20 protein-coding genes and 2 pseudogenes are annotated in these 18497 nt (G+C 57.0%); 6 read left to right on the forward strand and 16 right to left on the reverse strand.

Annotated elements, in window-relative coordinates; genetic code table 11:
- Positions 1–135: 135 nt before the first annotated feature.
- The 3 genes from BDD14_RS23195 (at position 136) to BDD14_RS23205 (ending at position 1672) form a co-directional block, all read left to right on the forward strand.
- Entirely contained in the window at positions 136–762 is a 627-nt protein-coding gene (locus tag BDD14_RS23195; protein ID WP_130421649.1) for a nucleoside hydrolase, read from the forward strand.
- 239 nt (positions 763–1001) lie between these two features.
- Positions 1002–1247 (forward strand): histidine kinase, encoded by a 246-nt coding sequence (locus tag BDD14_RS23200; protein ID WP_130421651.1) that lies wholly within the window; start codon positions 1002–1004, stop codon positions 1245–1247.
- 200 nt (positions 1248–1447) lie between these two features.
- The gene (locus BDD14_RS23205; protein ID WP_130421653.1) at positions 1448–1672 is read left to right on the forward strand and encodes a LytR/AlgR family response regulator transcription factor; all 225 of its coding nucleotides are present in this window, start codon (positions 1448–1450) and stop codon (positions 1670–1672) included.
- Between the two features lie 112 nt (positions 1673–1784).
- Here the strand turns inward: BDD14_RS23205 and BDD14_RS33200 are convergent.
- Positions 1785–2393, reverse strand: a pseudogene (locus BDD14_RS33200) (IS630 family transposase); the annotation flags it as partial.
- Complete coding sequence (locus BDD14_RS32550; protein WP_207231807.1) at positions 2315–2719, reverse strand: helix-turn-helix domain-containing protein; 405 nt, start codon at positions 2717–2719, stop codon at positions 2315–2317. The pseudogene BDD14_RS33200 and the gene BDD14_RS32550, both read right to left, overlap by 79 nt.
- A gap of 73 nt (positions 2720–2792) precedes the next feature.
- Between BDD14_RS32550 and BDD14_RS33790 the strand changes: the two genes are divergently transcribed.
- Positions 2793–3071, forward strand: coding sequence for a LytR/AlgR family response regulator transcription factor (locus BDD14_RS33790; protein ID WP_130421655.1), 279 nt, complete (start codon positions 2793–2795; stop codon positions 3069–3071).
- Between the two features lie 55 nt (positions 3072–3126).
- A complete protein-coding gene (locus BDD14_RS34650; protein WP_130423539.1) occupies positions 3127–3315 on the forward strand; it encodes a LytTR family DNA-binding domain-containing protein in 189 nt (62 codons plus the stop codon).
- 940 nt (positions 3316–4255) lie between these two features.
- Here the strand turns inward: BDD14_RS34650 and BDD14_RS23230 are convergent.
- The 13 genes and pseudogenes from BDD14_RS23230 to BDD14_RS23280 all read right to left on the reverse strand — a co-directional run bounded on the left by BDD14_RS23230 (position 4256) and on the right by BDD14_RS23280 (position 16974).
- On the reverse strand, positions 4256–4447 hold the full coding sequence (locus tag BDD14_RS23230) for a hypothetical protein (RefSeq protein ID WP_242618150.1): 192 nt from the start codon (positions 4445–4447) through the stop codon (positions 4256–4258).
- A gap of 59 nt (positions 4448–4506) precedes the next feature.
- Positions 4507–4623 (reverse strand): annotated as a pseudogene (locus BDD14_RS34655) (hypothetical protein); the annotation flags it as partial.
- Between the two features lie 49 nt (positions 4624–4672).
- Entirely contained in the window at positions 4673–5254 is a 582-nt protein-coding gene (locus BDD14_RS23235) for a beta-class carbonic anhydrase (RefSeq protein WP_130421659.1), read from the reverse strand.
- A gap of 647 nt (positions 5255–5901) precedes the next feature.
- Positions 5902–6417, reverse strand: a complete 516-nt coding sequence (locus tag BDD14_RS23240) for a hypothetical protein (protein ID WP_130421661.1) — start codon at positions 6415–6417, stop codon at positions 5902–5904.
- Between the two features lie 959 nt (positions 6418–7376).
- A complete protein-coding gene (locus BDD14_RS23245; protein ID WP_130417389.1) occupies positions 7377–8537 on the reverse strand; it encodes an IS30 family transposase in 1161 nt (386 codons plus the stop codon).
- A 206-nt stretch (positions 8538–8743) separates the two neighbouring features.
- Complete coding sequence (locus tag BDD14_RS23250; protein WP_130421663.1) at positions 8744–9526, reverse strand: LytR/AlgR family response regulator transcription factor; 783 nt, start codon at positions 9524–9526, stop codon at positions 8744–8746.
- Positions 9507–10106: a sensor histidine kinase gene (locus BDD14_RS33210; protein WP_242618151.1), complete on the reverse strand. Its 600-nt coding sequence runs from the start codon at positions 10104–10106 to the stop codon at positions 9507–9509. The genes BDD14_RS23250 and BDD14_RS33210 overlap by 20 nt, the downstream gene beginning before the upstream one ends.
- The gene (locus BDD14_RS33215) at positions 10070–10624 is read right to left on the reverse strand and encodes a hypothetical protein (protein ID WP_242618152.1); all 555 of its coding nucleotides are present in this window, start codon (positions 10622–10624) and stop codon (positions 10070–10072) included. Before BDD14_RS33215 ends, BDD14_RS33210 begins: the two co-directional genes overlap by 37 nt.
- 77 nt (positions 10625–10701) lie before the next feature.
- Complete coding sequence (locus tag BDD14_RS23260) at positions 10702–11919, reverse strand: LamG domain-containing protein (protein WP_130421665.1); 1218 nt, start codon at positions 11917–11919, stop codon at positions 10702–10704.
- Between the two features lie 317 nt (positions 11920–12236).
- Positions 12237–14924, reverse strand: a complete 2688-nt coding sequence (locus tag BDD14_RS23265) for an ABC transporter permease (RefSeq protein ID WP_130421667.1) — start codon at positions 14922–14924, stop codon at positions 12237–12239.
- A 9-nt stretch (positions 14925–14933) separates the two neighbouring features.
- Positions 14934–15260, reverse strand: coding sequence for a PadR family transcriptional regulator (locus tag BDD14_RS23270; protein ID WP_130421669.1), 327 nt, complete (start codon positions 15258–15260; stop codon positions 14934–14936).
- A 629-nt stretch (positions 15261–15889) separates the two neighbouring features.
- Positions 15890–16414, reverse strand: a complete 525-nt coding sequence (locus BDD14_RS23275) for a transposase (RefSeq protein ID WP_165420210.1) — start codon at positions 16412–16414, stop codon at positions 15890–15892.
- Positions 16415–16500: 86 nt separating this feature from the next.
- A complete protein-coding gene (locus BDD14_RS23280) occupies positions 16501–16974 on the reverse strand; it encodes an IS110 family transposase (protein WP_130421673.1) in 474 nt (157 codons plus the stop codon).
- On the opposite strand from BDD14_RS23280, the gene BDD14_RS23285 reads away from it, so the two are divergent.
- On the forward strand, positions 16973–18031 hold the full coding sequence (locus BDD14_RS23285; protein WP_130421674.1) for a serine hydrolase domain-containing protein: 1059 nt from the start codon (positions 16973–16975) through the stop codon (positions 18029–18031). The two genes, BDD14_RS23280 and BDD14_RS23285, sit on opposite strands and share 2 nt — an antisense overlap.
- 166 nt (positions 18032–18197) lie before the next feature.
- Here the strand turns inward: BDD14_RS23285 and BDD14_RS32555 are convergent, their stop codons facing one another.
- Positions 18198–18491 (reverse strand): anthrone oxygenase family protein, encoded by a 294-nt coding sequence (locus BDD14_RS32555; protein ID WP_207231809.1) that lies wholly within the window; start codon positions 18489–18491, stop codon positions 18198–18200.
- Positions 18492–18497 lie beyond the last annotated feature (6 nt).

The raw sequence follows: 18497 nt of genomic DNA on the forward strand, positions 1-18497 counted from the left end.
CCCCTGATCGCGCAATGGAGGTGGAGTGACCAACGCGAAAGTCCGATCAGCCCCGAAGTCGGCTTTTCGGCCAGAGCACTCTTTGAGATCTTCCCTTCCTTCCGTACTGTTCCAGATGGTTAGGATGCCCACGAAATGAGACGTCTCATAATTTACCTATCCGATGCCGTTGCGTTTCTGGCTAGCCGTTTCTCCTCGACAAGTCCTTATACTCTCCTCGCCCTCGGTCCCCAAACGAACCTGGCAGAGGCGCTTGCCCAGAATCAACGCACTGTCTCCGGAATAGGGCAGATGATCATGATGGGTGGAGCGGTCTTTGTCGAAGGTAATGTCACCGGATATCATGACAAGAAAGCCGAGTGGAACATATTTGAGGACCCCGATGCAGCCTCGTCTGTCTTTACATCGGGAATGCCTATCTCCATGGTGCCTCTTGACGCGACGCAGTTCGTCCCTATAGATCAGTCGTTTCTGGATGCAGCCAAAAAGTTCACGAGCCCGCTGGGTCACGTTGTCTTCCAGTTGCTCCGGCTTGGCTATAAGAGCAACGATAAAAGCTACTTTGCCTGGGACCCGCTCGCTGCTGTCAGCGTAGTAGCTCCGTCGGTTGTGCAATCCCAGTCCGTAGCTATTCAGATTGTGACTTCACCACCGGAGGTGGGAAGGACAAGGGCTGATCCATCTAGCCCCAACAAAGTCATGGTGGCGACGTCAGCGAGCGCTGAAATCTTTCGCAATGCATTTCTTGACGCTTTCTCGTAGTTCGATCGTTCAAAAACTGAAGAGGCGCCGGTCACTCCAGTTCGGATCTCGCAGCAACTGGCTTGCCCGATGTTTTGTACCGGTGAGGAGTTAGTGTAGCGCGTTTATCTCTGAGTTCAGATAGCCGCCGTCCGGGGGTGTGGAGAAGTGGGAAGCGCGAAGCGGTTTCCACTTCTCCATGCCCCTTGCTGGTTGCAGTCAGTCACGTTTCCGGAGCTGGTGGTTTTACGGTTAAGCGTGTGGCCTTCGATGACATGAGCCATCAGGAGGTGCCGCTCGAGGAGGAGCTTACGTTTCTGAACCTTTATCTCGGGATTCAAAAGCAGCGCTTCGGTGATCGGTTGACGGCATGTCTGAACGCTGATGCCAACGCGATGTCACTACGTGTGCCGAGTCTGATCCTTCAGCCATTGGTGGAGAACGCCCTGCATCACGGCATCGGCGCGCATCGCGATCAGGATATCGTGGAGATCTCAACTTTATAGCACGGCGATTTTCTTGAGTTGGAGGTGCGAAAACTTCGCAAGCAGCATCTCCTCGACATCACACCATAACGGCCATGGGGTGGGTCTGCGGAACACTCGGGCAAGGCTGGAGCAGCTCTACGGCAACGCTGGAACTAAGGGAACTGCAGCCCCGCGGTGTCGCAGCAACGATTCGTATGTATAAGGAGCGAGGCATTGCGATGATTCGCGCCCTCATCGTTGACGACGAGCCGCTGGCCCGGAAAGCCCTCTCGAGGCTGTTGAGATTAGAGAGCGATATCGATGTCGTGGGGGAATGCGGCGACGGAGCGCGCGCTTTGGCATTGGCCAGAAGTCTGCGGCCAGACCTGCTGTTTCTGGACATTCGTATGCCGGAACGTGACGGCTTTGAGGTGGTTGAGGCGCTAAGTGGCGTGTCGTGGTGAATTCGTTAGTACGGATGCGGCGGGAAGTATGGGAGTATTTCCATTGGATAGGGCGTGCGTTGGCTGAATAGGCGTTGATGTAGCGGCGAAGCTTGCGATCCAGGTCGGAGACCGAGGTGAAGATGCCGCGAGCGATGACGTCACGTTCGATTTTGGCGAACCAGATCTCGACTTGGTTGAGCCAGGAGGAGTAGGCGGGCGTGAAGTGAAAGCGGACTCGCGGATTCTGTTCCAGGAACTCGCGGACCGCCTGTGTCTTGTGAGCCGAGAGGTTATCGAGGATGATGTGAATCTTCTGGTTGGACGGGCACGAGGCAATGACTTCCCGGAGGAAGCCGACGAAGTCGCGGCTGGTGTGCCGGGCTGCGGTCTTGCCCGTCACCCTGCCGGACTTCACATCCAGCGCGGCGTAGAGCGAGAGCGTGCCGTGGCGGTAATACTCGAAACCATGACGCTCGGCGCGTCCCGGGGAGAGCGGCAAGACCGGGTCCAGACGATCCAGTGCTTGAATGGCTGTCTTTTCATCAACGCAGAACACCGCAGCATGGTGCGGCGGACGAAGATAGAGTCCGATGATGTCGGCCGCCTTGGCTTCAAACTCAGGATCGTCGCTGGCCATGTAGCGTTCCAGACGGTGCGGTTTCAGGCCAGCCTCTTTCCAGACACGATGTACGGCGTCCTTACTGACGTGAAGGCCGCCGCCAGTTTGCGGCAACTCCAATGGGTGGAACCATCGCTCGGCTTCTTCCGCGCGGCAGCCAGAATCCGGGCACGCAGAGCAGGGGTCAGTACGCTGGCCGTTTGCCCGGGATGAAAGGTGTCGAGGCCATCGAGCCCATCCTGAAGAAAACGCTGCTTCCAGCGAATGATCGTCGGTGCGGTGGTCTGCAAGCGCTGCTTGATGGTGCTGAAGGACGCGCCCTCGGCCAGCAGCAGGATCAGTTTGGCGCGAAAGACGTATCCCGCTGGCAAGCAGCGAGACTGAGCGATGGCTCGCAGTTCGGAATGCTGATCCTCGGTAAGCATGAGCTCGTTGCCAGTAGCCATACCATCTTAGAAGCACAAAATATGGTAATGGTTACTCTGCGACAGTCCACTAGGTTCAGCAAATCCTCCAGCAGTGGTATTTGTCACGGCCTACGACCAACACGCGCTACAGGCGTGTGAAGTACATGCCGTCGACTACCTCCTAAAACCTTTCTCGAGGGACCGGCTGAAAAAGACGCTCGAACGCGCTATCGATATCTCGTCACTCAACGAGATGTTGATGGAGATGCGTCGGCAGGAGGCACAGCGCACGTACTTGCAGCGTGTTCCCGTGGCTTTGGGCGGACGCATTCACCTGCTCCCCACCGTGAGATCGAACGAATCGAAGCGATGGGCAACTACGCTCAGTTAGTCACACGCAAGCAAACCTTTGAGGTGCGTGAGACTCTGCTCAGCCCGGAAAAAAGCTGGACCCTACGCGCTTTGTCCGCATTCATCGATCAACGATTGTGAACGTGGACTTTGTGAAGGAAGTGCAGTCATGGTTCAAGGGCGGCCACTTGGTCATCATGAAAGATGGGAGCGAGTTGCGGTTGAGCCGGTACCAGCATAAAGCAGTCGAGGCCTTGACGGGCAAACGTATTCCCTTAGGATAAATTCCCTGACTAAGTCACTTTGCTATTGCGAAGACATCCGAGTCAGCGCAAGTCGGGTTCCTAAATCGCTCATGTAACTTCAAATCGGGATAACTCATCCCCGATGACCGGTATCGCTTTTGAGCGACGAATTAGCCGGACTGATATGTGATAAATAATGGTAAACCGCTCTGGTCGTCACGAAACTCCCGAGTGGTCGACAAACAGGAAGTAATCGGTGCGTCACGGTTACATTCCCTTCACGGGCGCTCATGCCTCCACAGGGAGTCGTTGGGAGGACCACCGGGCTGCAACTGGAACCGGAGACCGAGCCAGCCGTGTGAGTCGTTGGTTTCGGCGAAGTTACGGGCGGAGACGGTTCGCGGCTGGTGACGTGCGTCACAATTCGATCAAGCGCTGCGCGACTGCCGTCGGAGAGGGGGCAATGGCCGTCTCAATGGTGCATCAGTATCTTGTTACTCGGTCGTAACCGTTGAACGCATGGCCGACCATCGTCCACATCAAGAAACTCTTGGCTTTTACCTGAGGCGAGCTCGGAAACAATCCACCGATTCATAGGCCCCGCAAAACGGGGTTGGCAACTTCGAAGGTTGAACTTGCCGAAATCCCGACGTTGCCGGCAACCGGGAGTTTAGGAATCGGAAAATACAAAATTTCGACGAGGCAGGCAATTCCAGCCGATTCGGTTCAAGAGGAGAGTCGATGCTGCTATTTATCGGTCGGGCTCGTAGGCCAAAGCGCGCGCGCATTGCCGCCACAACGGGATTACTTCCGGTTTGACCGTTACTTGGGAACAACAGGTCGCTTCCTACAATACAGCTTCGCATTACCAACTGGTGCATAGAGGGCTCCGCAAAAAAGAATGTTTGCACGTGATCCGGATGTGCAGGTCAACTGCTATAGAGAAAGCCTTGGCGGATCGCTTTTCTTCATCGAATAATTAGGGCGCCTCGGTCTTCTTCAACAGGTGATGGCGTAACGGCGTGATGAACTCAACACCAGTGACGTTATTCTGAGCGTCGACATTGAACGAGAGTTCCTGCGGTTCATCAAGGACGAAGAAGTGCGTCGGTGATTCCGGATAGAGTCGGGCTGGTGTTGACCCCAGCAGGAATTTCGGCAGTGAGCACATCTCCCGCACCAGCTCATTTGTTGGTTTTCGCCGATCTGGGGAGCGGCGAGTCCAACACCCAGTGCGTCGGCCAGAGTTTCGCGCATGTGTTCAAATGAGTTCACGAATTCGGCGGCTACCGATCTCCTCTGAGGTGAGTGGACGAGCTGCAGTCCGCAGAACAGGCTCTCCGACATTTGCTATTTTGATTCGCACATAGATAGCCTAGCGCCAATTCGGCCGACTTCAGATGGCAGCACCCGCCTCAGAAGCTCCGTCAACTTCAAGCAGTTTGCCTGTCTTAACGTCATAAACGTATCCGTAGATCGGAATTGAAAGTGGTACGAGCGGGTGCTGCCGTATCCGAAGCACATCGTCAATCACAGCCTGCTTCTGGTCTCGTATCGTGAGCCAATCGATAAACTCACCAGCGCGAGATCCCGGTCCTTTACCCACATCCTTGAAGCCTTCGGACGTTAGCTCAGCAGTCTCAAGGCTACTGCCTAACAATCCGCGAATCGTATCGTTCGTGAAGAACTCCATGCCGCAATTCGTATGGTGAATGACGAAGAACTCATGGGTACCAAGCAGCTTGTAGCTGATCACAAGGGAGCGAATCGCATCATCGCTAGCACGGCCCCCGGCGTTCCGGATCACATGCGCATCTCCTTCGCTCAATCCGGCGAACTTGGCTGGATCGAGGCGTGCATCCATGCACGTGAGAACAGCGAAGCGGCGGGTTGGAGGGAGTGCCAAATCGCCCTTGCTCCCGAAGGAATCAACATAACGGGCGTTTGCTTTCAGGACTTCATCGAGAATTGCACTCATAGGAAACCTCTTCTTGTGGATTCTGGGTTATATGTTTGCGCCAAACCCGAAACTGAATAGGACATATCGCTCTCCCGGCAAGGTGCAGGATTTCGATCCATTGGCCGGGTAGGGCAAATTCACGATCCCATAGGGACTGCTCTTGATCCCCCAATCTGTCCTGCTTTATGAATTCCTACGGAAGGAACTAGCGGTCCGTAGAGCCAATCCCTCAATTCAGCAGGACAGGCCCCTGAAGAGTCGCAACAACAGCGAACAGACTTGAAGTACCTGCATTACGTGTTCGCATATTCCTCAGAAGTAGTGTTGGGTACATCTTCGGTATTGGTCTTATAAGCATGTCTGGATTAGATGCCGATGGTGACTTTCCCGACAGAAATCGAAGTTATTCCGGCAACTGCCCCGTAAAGTCTTTGCCTCCAGAAGAGAGGAGGCCGCTGCTTCTGTCGGCTTGAGTCGCACAGCGCGCCCTCCCAGTCAGCGCCATACTTCTACGTTGAAGGACTAGGGAAACTTGCCGCTCCCTACACCAATTCGACGAGGGCTCTTGGCAAGACAGAGCTTGGCTTTTTCGACTTCGTCAATCGGCATCGCCAAACCCTCCACGGATAGTTGATGCCGCTTTCGACCGAGGAGGCTACGTGAAGCTATTCGCCTATCTCACCCATGATCGCCTCTTCGGCTACACTCCATCGATCCTCGATATCCATACGGAGCTCGTCGAGTTCCTTAGCTGGGATGTTATGGCTCTTCAGGAATTTCTTCAGGACTTTGATCTGCTCATCGAAATGTTCCATGAACTCACCTCGCGCAGATGCAATCCGCTTGCGGACCTCGTCCACGTCAATCTCAGGCTCGGCAGGTTTGCTAGGTTTCGGGTGCTGCGTGCGCTCTACAAACTCGAGATCGTCAACAAGGACGCGGAAGCGCTGAAGGTTTGTTTCCGGAATATGAAGATCGACTTGGTTTCCGTCCGAGGAGACTCTGCTCACTGTCCAAATGGACTCTCCGTCACCGACCGTGACTTTGTCACCAACCTGGACGGCGGCGGGGTGATCATGGATGGATTCACTTTTAGGCTTTTGGGCGAGTGCTTCAATAAGGCGTTCTTCGACACTAACCGTAGGCTCAGCTTTCGGTGGCGGTTTTCGTTTGGTTGCCATATGAGCAGCCTAGCACTGGATGCAATGTGATCGAAGTAAAAGAGAGGCCGGCGAGGGTGGGCAGAAGCACAATTTAGGCGAAATAAAAGCGAATATACAACGGCAAGCATGTTGTGCGATTTCTGGACGGCGTAAGTTATTGTGATCGAAACAATCTCAGTGTGCTTTGTCCACCAAGGAACGAGAATCCGCGGATCGCTCGGGCTTGACCAATCGGGGAATCTCTTGGCATTCAGTGCATGTCTCTCTATGGAGAGTCATCTCACTATGGACGTCACGAAGATGGATTGCAGCTTGGAGTTGCTCGCCTGTTTTCAGAACGCTCGCAAGGTGAAGAAGTCGATATGCTTCGGTCAATTGATACGCCAACAGTTTCATCGTAGTGCAATGCCGGTGAATCATCGCATGCCTCCAGCGGTTAGGACGAGCGAAGCCAATAGGCCGCAGGGCGGAATTGATATTACTCCAATTTTCAGAGACAAATCAGGACTGACGCAGTGGTGTTGTTGATCCGGATGAGATAGCGATTCAATTAGGCCGGAACCCAGCGGCTGCTTTAGAGACGTGGCGGGCAGCTGTTGAAGCGAGTCAGATAGATATTCGAGTGCTTTCTTCCTCGATTTGTACCTTCGCCACTTTGTTTCATCGCCTTCATCGTAGCTCACAAACGACGGTTTATGAGTCTCTCGAAATCGCCCCATACGCCATGTCACAAGCAAAGAGATAAAAATACGATTTGTGATTTCTTCTCCGCTTGATTAGTGGATATGCTCGCGTTCCGACGGACGGCCAGACAAACGCGGCCCAGTCGCTGAGGTGAAGAAAACCGCTTTCAAAGGCGAACGCACGAACAAACCACTAGCCTTCCGGTTGCACAAGGGGTAGCGTAGCGCGAACGTGTGGCGGTCTACGCTTCCTGCGCACCGGATTTCGGCAAGTTTCCTATAAGAAGTGCTGGCTCAGACGGTCGACGCAACACTTGCTTGCAGTCTAGCTGCAGGAGTTTGGAAACCCAAGGTCTTTCTGGGACGTTGATTCAAGCGCAGCGCGACCTGGTCGAGCTGCGCTTGCGAGATAGGGGCAAGGTTGGTTCCTCGGGGGAAGTATTGTCGCAATAATAGATTGGTGTTTTCATTGGTGCCGCGCTGCCAGGGACTCTGCGGATCGCAGAAGTACACTTTCACCTTGGTAGCCACTGTAAACTCCTTGTGCCTGGCCATCTCCAACCCGCGATCCCACGTCAGCGAACGCCGCAGGGTCGCCGGGAGTTTACGAACATGCCGGCTCAAGGCTTGAACGACCGCTTCAGTGTCTTTGCCCGGCACCTTGACCAGCATGGCAAAGCGTGAATGACGCTCCACTAAAGTCGCGATGTAACTGTTCTTTGCGCCGCTCAGCAGATCACCTTCCCAATGCCCAGGAACCGCTCGGTCTTCCACTTCCGCGGGCCTTTCACGGATCGAGACGGCATCGACGATCTGGCCGCGGGACTGTCCGCTGACCGTTGCATGGAGCGAGCGGCGCATGCGCCGCTTGCTCCGCAAGTGCTCCATCAGCTCTTGTTTCAGCACGCCCCGCGCCTGGATGAACAGGCTTCGGTAAATGGTCTCGTGGGACACGCGCATGCTCTCGTCGTCAGGATACTGTGTCTTCAGCCATCCGGAAATCTGCTCCGGCGACCAGTCCAACACCAGCTTACTCGCAACCATCTTCCGCAACTTGCGGTTGCTGGCCAGAAGACACCTCTTGGGTCGTAACCCCGACCCCCAGGCCTGGTTATCCGCATCGTGGGCGCGATAGGCGGCACGGCCGCCATGGCGCGTGACCTCCCGGCTCACTGTCGACGCCGCCCGACCGAGGCCGCTGGCTATCGTGCGGATCGATGAGCCGGAAGCCATTCCTCGCGAAATGTCCTCTCGCTCAGCCAAGGTGAGCGCTATGCGAGAGCGCTGGCGAGCGGCTGGAGCAATCCCTCCGCGAGGCAACAACACACAGCGAATGCAGTTATGGGGCTTGCCGTAGGCACGCCCAATCTCATGCAACGACTCCCCCGCCTTCCATCGGCTCCAAACATCAGCCTTCTCCGCGGGAGATAGTCTCGACTGCTTTCCTTCACTCATAAACACCATCCTCAATAGAAGAACTTCTACTAGATGGTGTTGCAGCGACCTATCGAATGCACCCGACTTTTCGGGAGGTTCGAGGTCAACTTCCGAGTAGCCGGTTATTCGGCCACTTGCCGAAGACATAGATCGATTCGAATAGCTCGATGAGTGACTCGGTCTATTATCACTATTTGAGTGGCTTCCTGGCGCAGATCCATAGATCACAGAGATTGCCCCAATCGTCTCTCGAGCTGAGGGCGATAGGTTCTGCTAACGCGCGAACGGCGACCATCGCGCAGAACCACTGCGAATTCGCCATGGGAAATGACCTGAAGCTCGACGATGCTGTCTATATTCACGATCGCCGATCGATGGACGCGCACGAAGCGCATCGGATCAAGACGATCGGCGAGTTCATTGAGTGCCGTACGGTAGAGAAACTCCTTGCCTGCGACGTGCAGGTTGACATAGACGCCCGCGCCCTCGATCCAATCGATGTCCACCACGCGAATGAAGCGCGTTCCCGCCGACTTTATAACGAGGCGGTCGAGGTAGCGATCTGCAGGCTCCCTGGTGGAGACCATCCGCAAGACGCTGCGGCCGAACTCGCGGATACTACGTTCATCGAGACGGGTTTTGGCGCGAGAAAGTGAGGCTTCGAGCCGCTCATCACTGAATGGTTTGAGCAGATAGTCGAGTGCGTTCGCTTCGAAGGCGTGAATCGCGTGCTGGTCGTATGCGGTCACAAAGACTGTAAGCGGCATAGCGGCAGCACCCACGGCCTCAATTACTTCGAGGCCGTCGAGCTCCGGCATCTGCACATCGAGGAAGACGAGATCAGGCGCCTCGCGTTCAATGATTTCAACGGCGGCTTGCCCATCGCCTGCTTCCAGTACGACGCCAACCTGGGCGTCCGCCTGCAGCAGATCGAGGAGACGCTGGCGTGCAGGCACCTCATCGTCAGCTACAAGGACGCGCATGCCTTCAGAGCGCGGGGCGATCATCCGTTTCCCCTCCCGCCCATCGAAGTGGCAACGATATCTCAACTTCCGTTCCGCCGCCGTTCCGCCGGGTGACGGTAAAGCGGCTTCCGCCTTCGGAATGAAGGCCGGCGATTCGTTCGCGTGTTACGGAAAGGCCCAGGCCCTGTGAGTTATCGAGCGTCCATCCCGGCGGCAGCCCTACACCGTCGTCCACGACTCGAATCACAACTCGTTCCGCTACACGTACCGCCGTCACCGTTACCGCTCCGCCGGAGGCGCGGCGCGAGATGCCGTGACGGATCGCATTTTCTACCAGCGGTTGCACGATAAGGCAAGGCACCAGCACGAACTTGACCTCAGGTGCGATTCGAATTTCGATTTGCAGGTTAGCTCCGAAGCGAATCCTCTGGATGGCGACGTAGTGATCGAGAAAGGCCATCTCTTCGGCAAGCGGTACCTCCTGCCGATTGCGGGTTTCGAGTGAAAGACGCAGCAGATCGCCCAGATGCTCGATCATGTTGCGCGCCAACCTAGGATCACGCTCCACCTGCGAGGAGATGGTGTTCAGCGCATTGAAGAGAAAGTGCGGATCGAGCTGCATACGGAGCGCGTTGAGGCGTGCCTGAGAAAAGCTGCGCTCCATGCGCTCGAGGCGTAGCTGCTCGCCAGATAGTATTGGTAATACCGATAAGTCTGGCGCGCGCCAAAGATCAGCCAATACACCAGCCAGCTCCAAAGAATTCCGCCACGGAATGCGTTGCTGAGCATGTGAATGTCGGTAAACATAGCCCATGGGCTCAGGCCGAGCAGTGCGCGAACAGCGAAAAATACGTAGAAGTAGACGAGGGTCAAAAGCAGGCTGGGTATAAGTTGCGCAAGGATGCGCATGCCGAGCCGCTGCTCCTTGAACGGAAGACGTTCGTCCACCCAGAAAATAAGCGGAGTGATCAAGCCCCAGGACCACCACTGCGCGAGCGAACCGAGCAGCGTACGGTTCCAGCCAGCAGACGAAAACGCGGGAAGCGCAAAAAGCAGCCCGATCACGCTCCAGAGCAGAGCCGCAAGCAGCAAGCGGCCCCACCAGCGTCGCATCGATTGCCCGCGGAACCGCTCGTCCAAAGTTAATCGATCGCTCGTATTGCTCGTTTCGATAGCTTCCCCCGCACCTGCTGCAATCCTGTGGGTCGCGACAGACTCTATTGCGCGACCAGGAGCAAATCCTTCGCATCGTCGAAGCGCATCTCGAGTCCCCAACCGTAGAAATTATTGACGACCGCTATTGCCACCTCATTATTACCGGCCTTAAGGGGCAGCATCAACGAGCCATTCTGGAACGACAGCCGACCATCTGGCGTTTTGCGCGCCTCCGGCGGTTGGTAGAGATTTTTGTCCGCAAAGACCAGTTGGCCATTCACGAAGACGAATATCTCCCGGGCCCATCCCAGGGAGACGTGCTTCTGCTGCGCTGTGCTGGAGTTAATCCTTGTCTTGAGCCAGACCACAGCGCGATCCGGCCGCGCCAGGGGCAGTCCATAGACTCGGCTCGCGTTCACCAGTCCGCTACGCTCAGCGTCGAGTGAGGTCCAGTGGGCGGTTGGCGCGGGCAGGTCGGCCAAGGTGGGTGCCTGATCCGCTGCCAGCTTGGAGAAAGGCGAGATCCGCCAATGGCGCACGTATCGGTCATCCGATGCCGTCGCGTCTTCTTCCGGATCGCCAGGCAGGTCTTCCACAGCTTCCGGCGCGACCGTTAGATTGGCAAAGATTCCCGGGCCTTGCAGCATCAGGCCGCCTTCTTCGGTGTCCCCTTCGAGGCGCCCAATCTTCAGCGTCGGCTCAACTGCGCCATTGATGAAGATATTCATTCGCTTTCCAGAGACGACGAGCTTCACATGATTCCACTCGCCTTGGCGCAAGGGAGCCGGCCCCTGATACTGCGGGAACATATCCCATAACAAGACCCCATGCGTCTGTGGCGCGTATTGCACACAGTCGGGAGCTTCTTCGCATTTCGGCCTCGGCCGCAGATAGAACATCTCGTAGTTGTCCTTGTCGACGCGACGGAAGATGAAGCCCGCGCCCATGTCGCTGGTTGCGGCCACATCGTACTCAATAGTTCCGTTGTGAAAGGTAAGGCCGTTGAGCACCGCCGCGCCGGATTGGATGTGCTGTGGGTAATTACCCGCCTTCAACTCAATAGAGTGCTTTCCCATGTACTCGATAAAGTTCACTGTTCCGCCCGTCGTCGTCCATCGGTCGGCAGTCATGGGAATCTCCACTGGCTCGGAGGCAAGCGCCAAGTGCGATACGCTCAGCAGGAACAGGCCGAAGGCGAGGAGTGATCTGGCCTTCCACCCTGAATTTACTGGGCGGATGGGAACGATATGTGCGACAGAATTGACGACTGAGTTTTTCATGGCCCAATCCTAGGTAGTGCCGGCATGAGCGTCGCGCGAAATGTTGCGAGATGGACATCCGTGTTGCGAAGCGGCTTTCCAGCTAATCGCATCGCCTGCACGTCTTGCAGAAAAGCTGTCGACCTCGACTCCCTCAAAAACAACTTGGTGTTCCCAAAAGACGGGATTTTCGGGGACTTGCCCAAAGATAGCAGCCGGTGCAGTCCTCAGTTTTTGAGAAATCGGCAAGTCACACATTGATGAGCGGATTGGTACCGCAATGTCGGCTTAGCGTGAGTGATGTTGATGAGTGGCTTCTGACGAATATCAGCTATGGCCTATTCGCGCCGCAACGCCTCGACGGGGTCAAGTCTCGCCGCGCGGAGGGCCGGCAGAAAACTTGCGATAACTGCGACGATCGCAAGCAGCGTAATAGCGAAGCCGAGCGAGGTGGGATCCCACGACTTCAGCCCGAAGAGGATTGAGCCGGCGCCGCGTGTGGCTAGCAGAGAGACGATTGCGCCAACTACGGTCCCGATCGCGAGCATGCGTCCAGCGTCGCGCATGACCAGCGAGATGATCTGCTGGCGCGTAGAGCCTAGCGCAATGCGGATGCCGAGCTCGTTGCGGCGGCGGGTGACGAGGTAGGCGACGACTCCGTAGAGCCCGACCATGACGAGGACGGCGGCGAGGATTCCGAAGAAGCCGGAGAGGATGGCGAGGAGGCGCTCCCGGAGGAGATTGTTGCGGATGGCCACCTGGAGCTCGAAGAAGCGAGTGCGAATTTCAGGATGTGAGGCGGCGAGGGCGCGCTTGATATCTTCGCTGATGACGGCGGAGGGGAGGGTGGAGGAGATGACCATTCCGAGGCCCGGGCCGTCGGCTTCGATGGGAAACTGCATGGCAGGAACGAAGGCCATGGGCTCGGGGTTGCCGCGCAGGTCGTTGTACTTCGTGTCGGGGATGACGCCGACGATCTCAAAGAGTGTGGAAGGGTAGCGCGGCTCGGCCTTGGAGCGGACAGTCTTGCCGATGGGGTTTTGCCCGTCGAGATAGTTGCGGACGAAGGACTGGTTGACGATTGCGATGCGCGGGGAGGACTGGGTGTCGTTATCGTTGAAGCCCCGTCCGGAGAGGATAGGGATGCCCATGGTCTGAAAGTAGGTAGGGCTGACCCAGGTGAACCGGCTGTTTCCTTCTTTTGGTCCGACATCGATGCCGTGTCCCCAGCTTCCGCCGATGAGCGGGATCATGGTGGTGATGGCGGCGTTGGTGACGCCCGGCATGGCGCGGACCTCGTTGAGGAGCTGGCGCCTGAATTCGCCGAGGTGCGCGGGTTCGATCTTTGCGTTGAAAAAATTCAAGAGGGCGACGGTGATTCCCTGTTCGCGCATGCCGGGGTCGACGGTCATGAGGTTGCGGAAGCTGCGCACGAAGAGGAGCGCGGCGACGAGCAGCACCATGGAAATGGCGACCTGTGTGACGACCATGATGCGCTGCATGGAGAAGCGCTCACGGCGGCTGCTGGCGTGGCCGTCGCCACTCTTGAGGGCGTGGATGGGATCGGCCTTGGAGGCACGGAAGGCGGGGAGGGTTCCGAAGACAACGCAGGTGAACACTGCGACGGCGGTGGCGAAGAGGAGAACGCGCCAGTCGGTGTGGACGGCGAGGGTAAGGGAGTCGTTGCCGGTGGTGAGGGCGCGGATGAGAAGGCGGCTGAAGAGCTGGGCGAGGACGATGCCGAGGAGGGCACCGGTGACGGCGAGGAGCGAGGATTCAATGAGGAGCTGGCGGAGGAGACGCGCTCGCGTGGCTCCAAGTGCCATACGGACGGCGAGCTCGCGCTGGCGGGCGCTGGCGCGAGCGAGCATGAGATTGGCCAGGTTGGCGCAGGCGATGAGCAGGACGAGTCCGGTGATGCCGAGGAGGATCCAGAGGGATGAGTCGTAGGCATCGCGCAGGTTGCTGACGCCGGTGACGGCGGAGAAGGCGCCGAGTTTGAAGTCGCGAAACAGCTGGGTGGACTGGGTACTGTAGCCCTGTGGCAGTGCGGCTTCGAAGAAGGCCTTGCTGGAGGAGGTGAACCACTGTGTGGCACGTTCGAGTGTCCAGCCGGGGGCGAGGCGGCCCATCACCCCGATGTCGAAGTGCTCACGCTGTACGTTGGGAGGGGTGCAGAGGGGGGTGACGAAGTCGAAGCCTTCGCCGACTGCGAGGCCGAAGAAGCGCGGAGGCGTGACACCGACGATGTGGTACTGGGTGCCGTCGAGGACGATGGATTCGGCGTTGCTGATGGGACGACCACCCATTTGCGATTCCCACCAGGAGTAGCTGACGGCAGCATTGGATGAGGTGCATGCGCTGGATGCGTCTTCAGGGCCGAGGAGGCGACCGGCGAAGGGAGCAACGCCGAGGACGTTGAAGAAGTCGGCAGATACGTTGAGGGCGCGAACGGGCCGGACGTCGTTGGCGGTAAGGCCGGTCTGCATATTCTGGAAGCTGGAGCGCCAGGCGAAGACGCCGGAGAGAGGATCATGGTTGCGCTCGATCTCTTGCCAGACAGGCCGGGTGATCCGGGTGTAGCTGCCGTCGTTGATACCGAGTCCATGATTGCCGCCGATGATGCGAATGTCGACGAGCTCTTCAGGATGCGCAATGGGTAGGCTGCGGAGGCGGACTTCGTTGAGGAGCTGGAAGATGGCGGTGTTGGCTCCGATGCCGAGCGCGAGGGTAGTGATGGCGACGATGGCGAACATGGGAGCGTTGCGGTAACCGCGGACGGCGTAGTGGATGTCTCGCCACATGGAGTCGAGGCTGAGTGCGACGTCGACATGTTCGACACGCTCGCGGGTGGCGGTGGGATTGCCGAAGCGGAGTCGGGCATCAAGCGCGGCGGCGGCAGGTGGCATGCCAGCGGCGATGTTGTCTTCGGCACGCATGGCGAGGTGGGCCTGCAGCTCTTCTTCAATCTCGTGGTCGATGGAGGAGCGGCGGAAGAGGGCGGCGATGCGGCGAAGGAGGGTCATCGGATTACCTCAGGCGAACTGCATGACGGCTTGAATGCCTTTGACGGTCTTTTCCCAGCTCTTCTCGGCGATAGCGAGCTGCTTGCGGCCAGCGGCGGTCAGCGAGTAGAACTTAGCGCGGCGGTTGGTCTCGGTGAGCGCCCATGATGAGCGCACCCATTGGTTCTGCTCCATGCGGTGCAGCGCGGGGTAGAGCGAACCCTCCTCGACGCGCAGCAGCTCGCCCGAGACGCGCTCGATGTGAAGGACGATGCCGTAGCCGTGGAGGGAGGAGTTCTGAGCGAGGGTCTTGAGGATGAGCAGCTCGAGTGTGCCCTGGAGGTCGTTTTTAGCCATAGCGGTCGATGCCTCGAAATCTAGGTGTTAAAAATGATTGCTCCGCGCATACCTAGATGTCAAGGCTTAAAAGTAAGATTGTGCCTTGGTAAACCGGCTTATAGGAAACCCTTCACTGAACACAAGAGCGTTTATAGGACGAATCGGCCTCCGCTGTTTTCGATGAGTGCATTGCCTGTGTTTTGAAAAACTCATCCTCGGGAAGCGCTCATAAGTTTCATCGCACTAGGATGCCTGCAAGCGACTTTCTCGACTCGGCTGGACATTTTCTATCCCAAATATGCGGCTGTTTTCTCTGACAGCGACTTTTTCAACACCGCCCCTGTTAACGCCAATTGAGCCGCGGATCAGTCAACGTCAGCCGACTTTCTATGAGCAGGTGACTTGTGTCAATATTCGTCTTAGTTTTTCCTTCATAGGTTTTTGCTGTTGTGTCTTATTGCGACGCATGTTGCTCTCCACCAAGTTTTCTATTCGCACTCTTGAAGAGCTTCCATTCGAGGAGCTCGGTGCCGGTTGGGGTTCGAGAGGAGATCGATGCTGCCATTTGTCAGACGGCCTTTACGGCCAAAGTCGGCTCGCAGTCATCGGAACGCGGTATCGTCGCAACAGGTAGACATGATCATCTCTCAAGCAGCTGTTGGGTAGAAAGGCATATAGGGCTGTTGCGTGGTCCAGATGCGGTGGAGCAAGACGGCCAGCTTACGTGCGACCGCAACGACGGCCTTGTTCGTGGCCTGCTTGCCACCTCGAGACGCCAGATGTAGTCCCCACTGTCGAAGCGATGAGTCCCTGCCATGAGGTCTGAGGATGTGGTTTGCGCACTCGATGAGCAGACTTCGGAGGTAGACATTGCCAGCCTTGGTGATGCCAAGCTGAGGATCGCGATCACCGGACTGGCTGCGTCGAGGTCGCAGGCCGAGATAGCAGCCTACATCGCGGCTCTGCCGAAAGCGCTCTTTACCACCCAAGGTCAGCACATAGGTCAGCGCCGTAATATGGCAGACACCGTGGACCTTCAGGAGTGCCTGTGTCTCCGGATAATCTGTCTGGCCGACCTGTTGGATCTGTCGATCGTACTGCTTGATCTTAGCGGTCATCTCCGCGATCTGCACCAGTACCGGACCGAGTGCCTGCGCGAGTCCCGGTGGCATCGCGGCCAGACTTCGCTTGGCGAAACACCGTGTCGAGGAAGCGGGCATGCGATAGCCGCACGACTTCGTCAGGCCACGCACGGCGTTCACTGCGCTGTGCGTAGTCGAACCAGAAGGTCGCGTGCACGGATCAACGTCAATGCTTCCTGTTGTTCCACCGTGCGGCGTGCAATCGGCCGTAGGATCTGCGGATCAAGCGGAGCATAACGGGCCAGCTTCTCCGCATCGACCTGATCGCTCTTCCGGTCGCTATTCGAGATCGCCCGCAGTTCACGGACGTTCGCTACGATGACTTCGTGTCCAAGTTCCTGAAGCTGCTCGCTGATCCAGATCGAATGGGTCCCGGCTTCCATCGCCACTCGCGCTGGCGGTAGACCGGTAAACCACTTCTCGACTGCCTTCGGGCTGGTTCGGAAATTGCCTAGATCGACTACCTCGCCGTCTTCGTTGAGGGGGCAGTAATGGCTCCAGACATCTCCAACGTCGATACCGATCGTCTTCTCGACTCTGGACCGTCTGCCGGGAACTACCGCGATTAGGTGTTGCGCTGTCTTTTTCATGGGAAACAGTCTCTCCGATCCGAAGGTTCCCTCGGTTCGGTCCACGCGAGATGTGATCTCGCGGCTGGAAAACGAGGTTCCATGTTTGATGAAACAGGGCGGAGTTCCTGGGATGTCGATCGCCTTGATCCGTGATGGGAAGACGATCTGGCTGCATGGGTTCGGAGTCAAAGACAAGAAGACGGGAGAACCCGTCAGGACGGACACGGTCTTTGAAGCCGCTTCCCTGAGCAAACCCGTATTCACTTACGGCGTGCTGAAGTTGGTCGACCAGGGAAAGCTCGATCTCGACACTCCGTTGAGTTCTTATTTGCCAAAGCCCTACGTTCCAGACGAACGCGTAGGCAAGATCACGGCTCGATTGGTATTGAGTCATCGAACCGGCTTTCCGAATTGGCGAGGCGACGACGGCTCGCTTCCAATCTATTTCTCCCCCGGAGAACGTTTCAGCTACTCAGGTGAGGGATATATCTATCTGCAACGCGTGGTCGAGCAGATTACCGGGAAGCCGCTGGACGTTTATATGGACGAAGTTGTTTTCAAGCCGTTGGGGATGACGAATAGCAGCTATGTGTGGAGACCGAGCTTTGATTCTCTGACGGCTACGGGGTATGACTCCAAAGGAGCACCGGGTGAGCTAGAGAAGCCGAAGGAAGCCGGAGCAGCATCCAGCCTGAATACTACCGCCAGAGATTATGCGCTTTTCGTCGACGCAGTTCTGAATGGCAAAGGGCTTTCGTCCTCCGTGCTCCGTCAGATGGAGACGCCTGAGATCGCGCTCGACCCGACTTGCAGGATTTGCGTTAAACAAGAACCGAAAGAGCTGTCGAAAACGCTCTTCTGGGGTTTGGGATGGGGTATTCAGCGCGGAAACAATAGTCTCATGCTCTGGCATTGGGGCGATAACGGCGTCTTCAAAGCTTTTGTGATGGCCGACCCTGCAAGAAAGTCAGGCATCGTAATCTTCGCAAACGGCCAAGATGCGCTGAACGTCGCAAAGTCGATCATCGACACAGCAATAGACACAGATTCCCAGGCATTCGCGTGGCTGAAATGAAGCAGCCCGGCTGAGCTAATAGCTATGGATCGATCTACGGTCGTGAGTGCGGCTAATTCCTCGATGAGCGATAAATCGCCAATTCGCGTTTCGAGGTGCGGTAGCGCTGGAAACGTGCTTTGGTCTGTTGGCAACGGTTGCGGTCCTTTCCTTCCGGTCCTGCGAGTCAGCGCCGGCAAAGGCCGCAGGTAAAAAGCACTGCGGACAAGACTGCGGCAGCAGTGCGGATGTGATTCCAAATGGTCCAGGCTGCGAGATAATTCGGCCAGAACGCTATGGTCTGGGCGGGATCAGTCGTCGAGGCAAGTCTTCTGTTGAGCGGTACATTGAAAATCAGAGTGACGCCAAAAGTGCCCATCAGGTACACAAGGCTCGCAGCGAAGATCAACTTCGCTCCTCCCTGGTTCCATGTGAAGAGCGCACGGACGCCAATGAGCAGGCACAAAAGACCTGTGCCCATGAACAC

This window comes from Edaphobacter modestus (assembly GCF_004217555.1).
GTDB classification, from domain to species: Bacteria; Acidobacteriota; Terriglobia; order Terriglobales; family Acidobacteriaceae; genus Edaphobacter; species Edaphobacter modestus.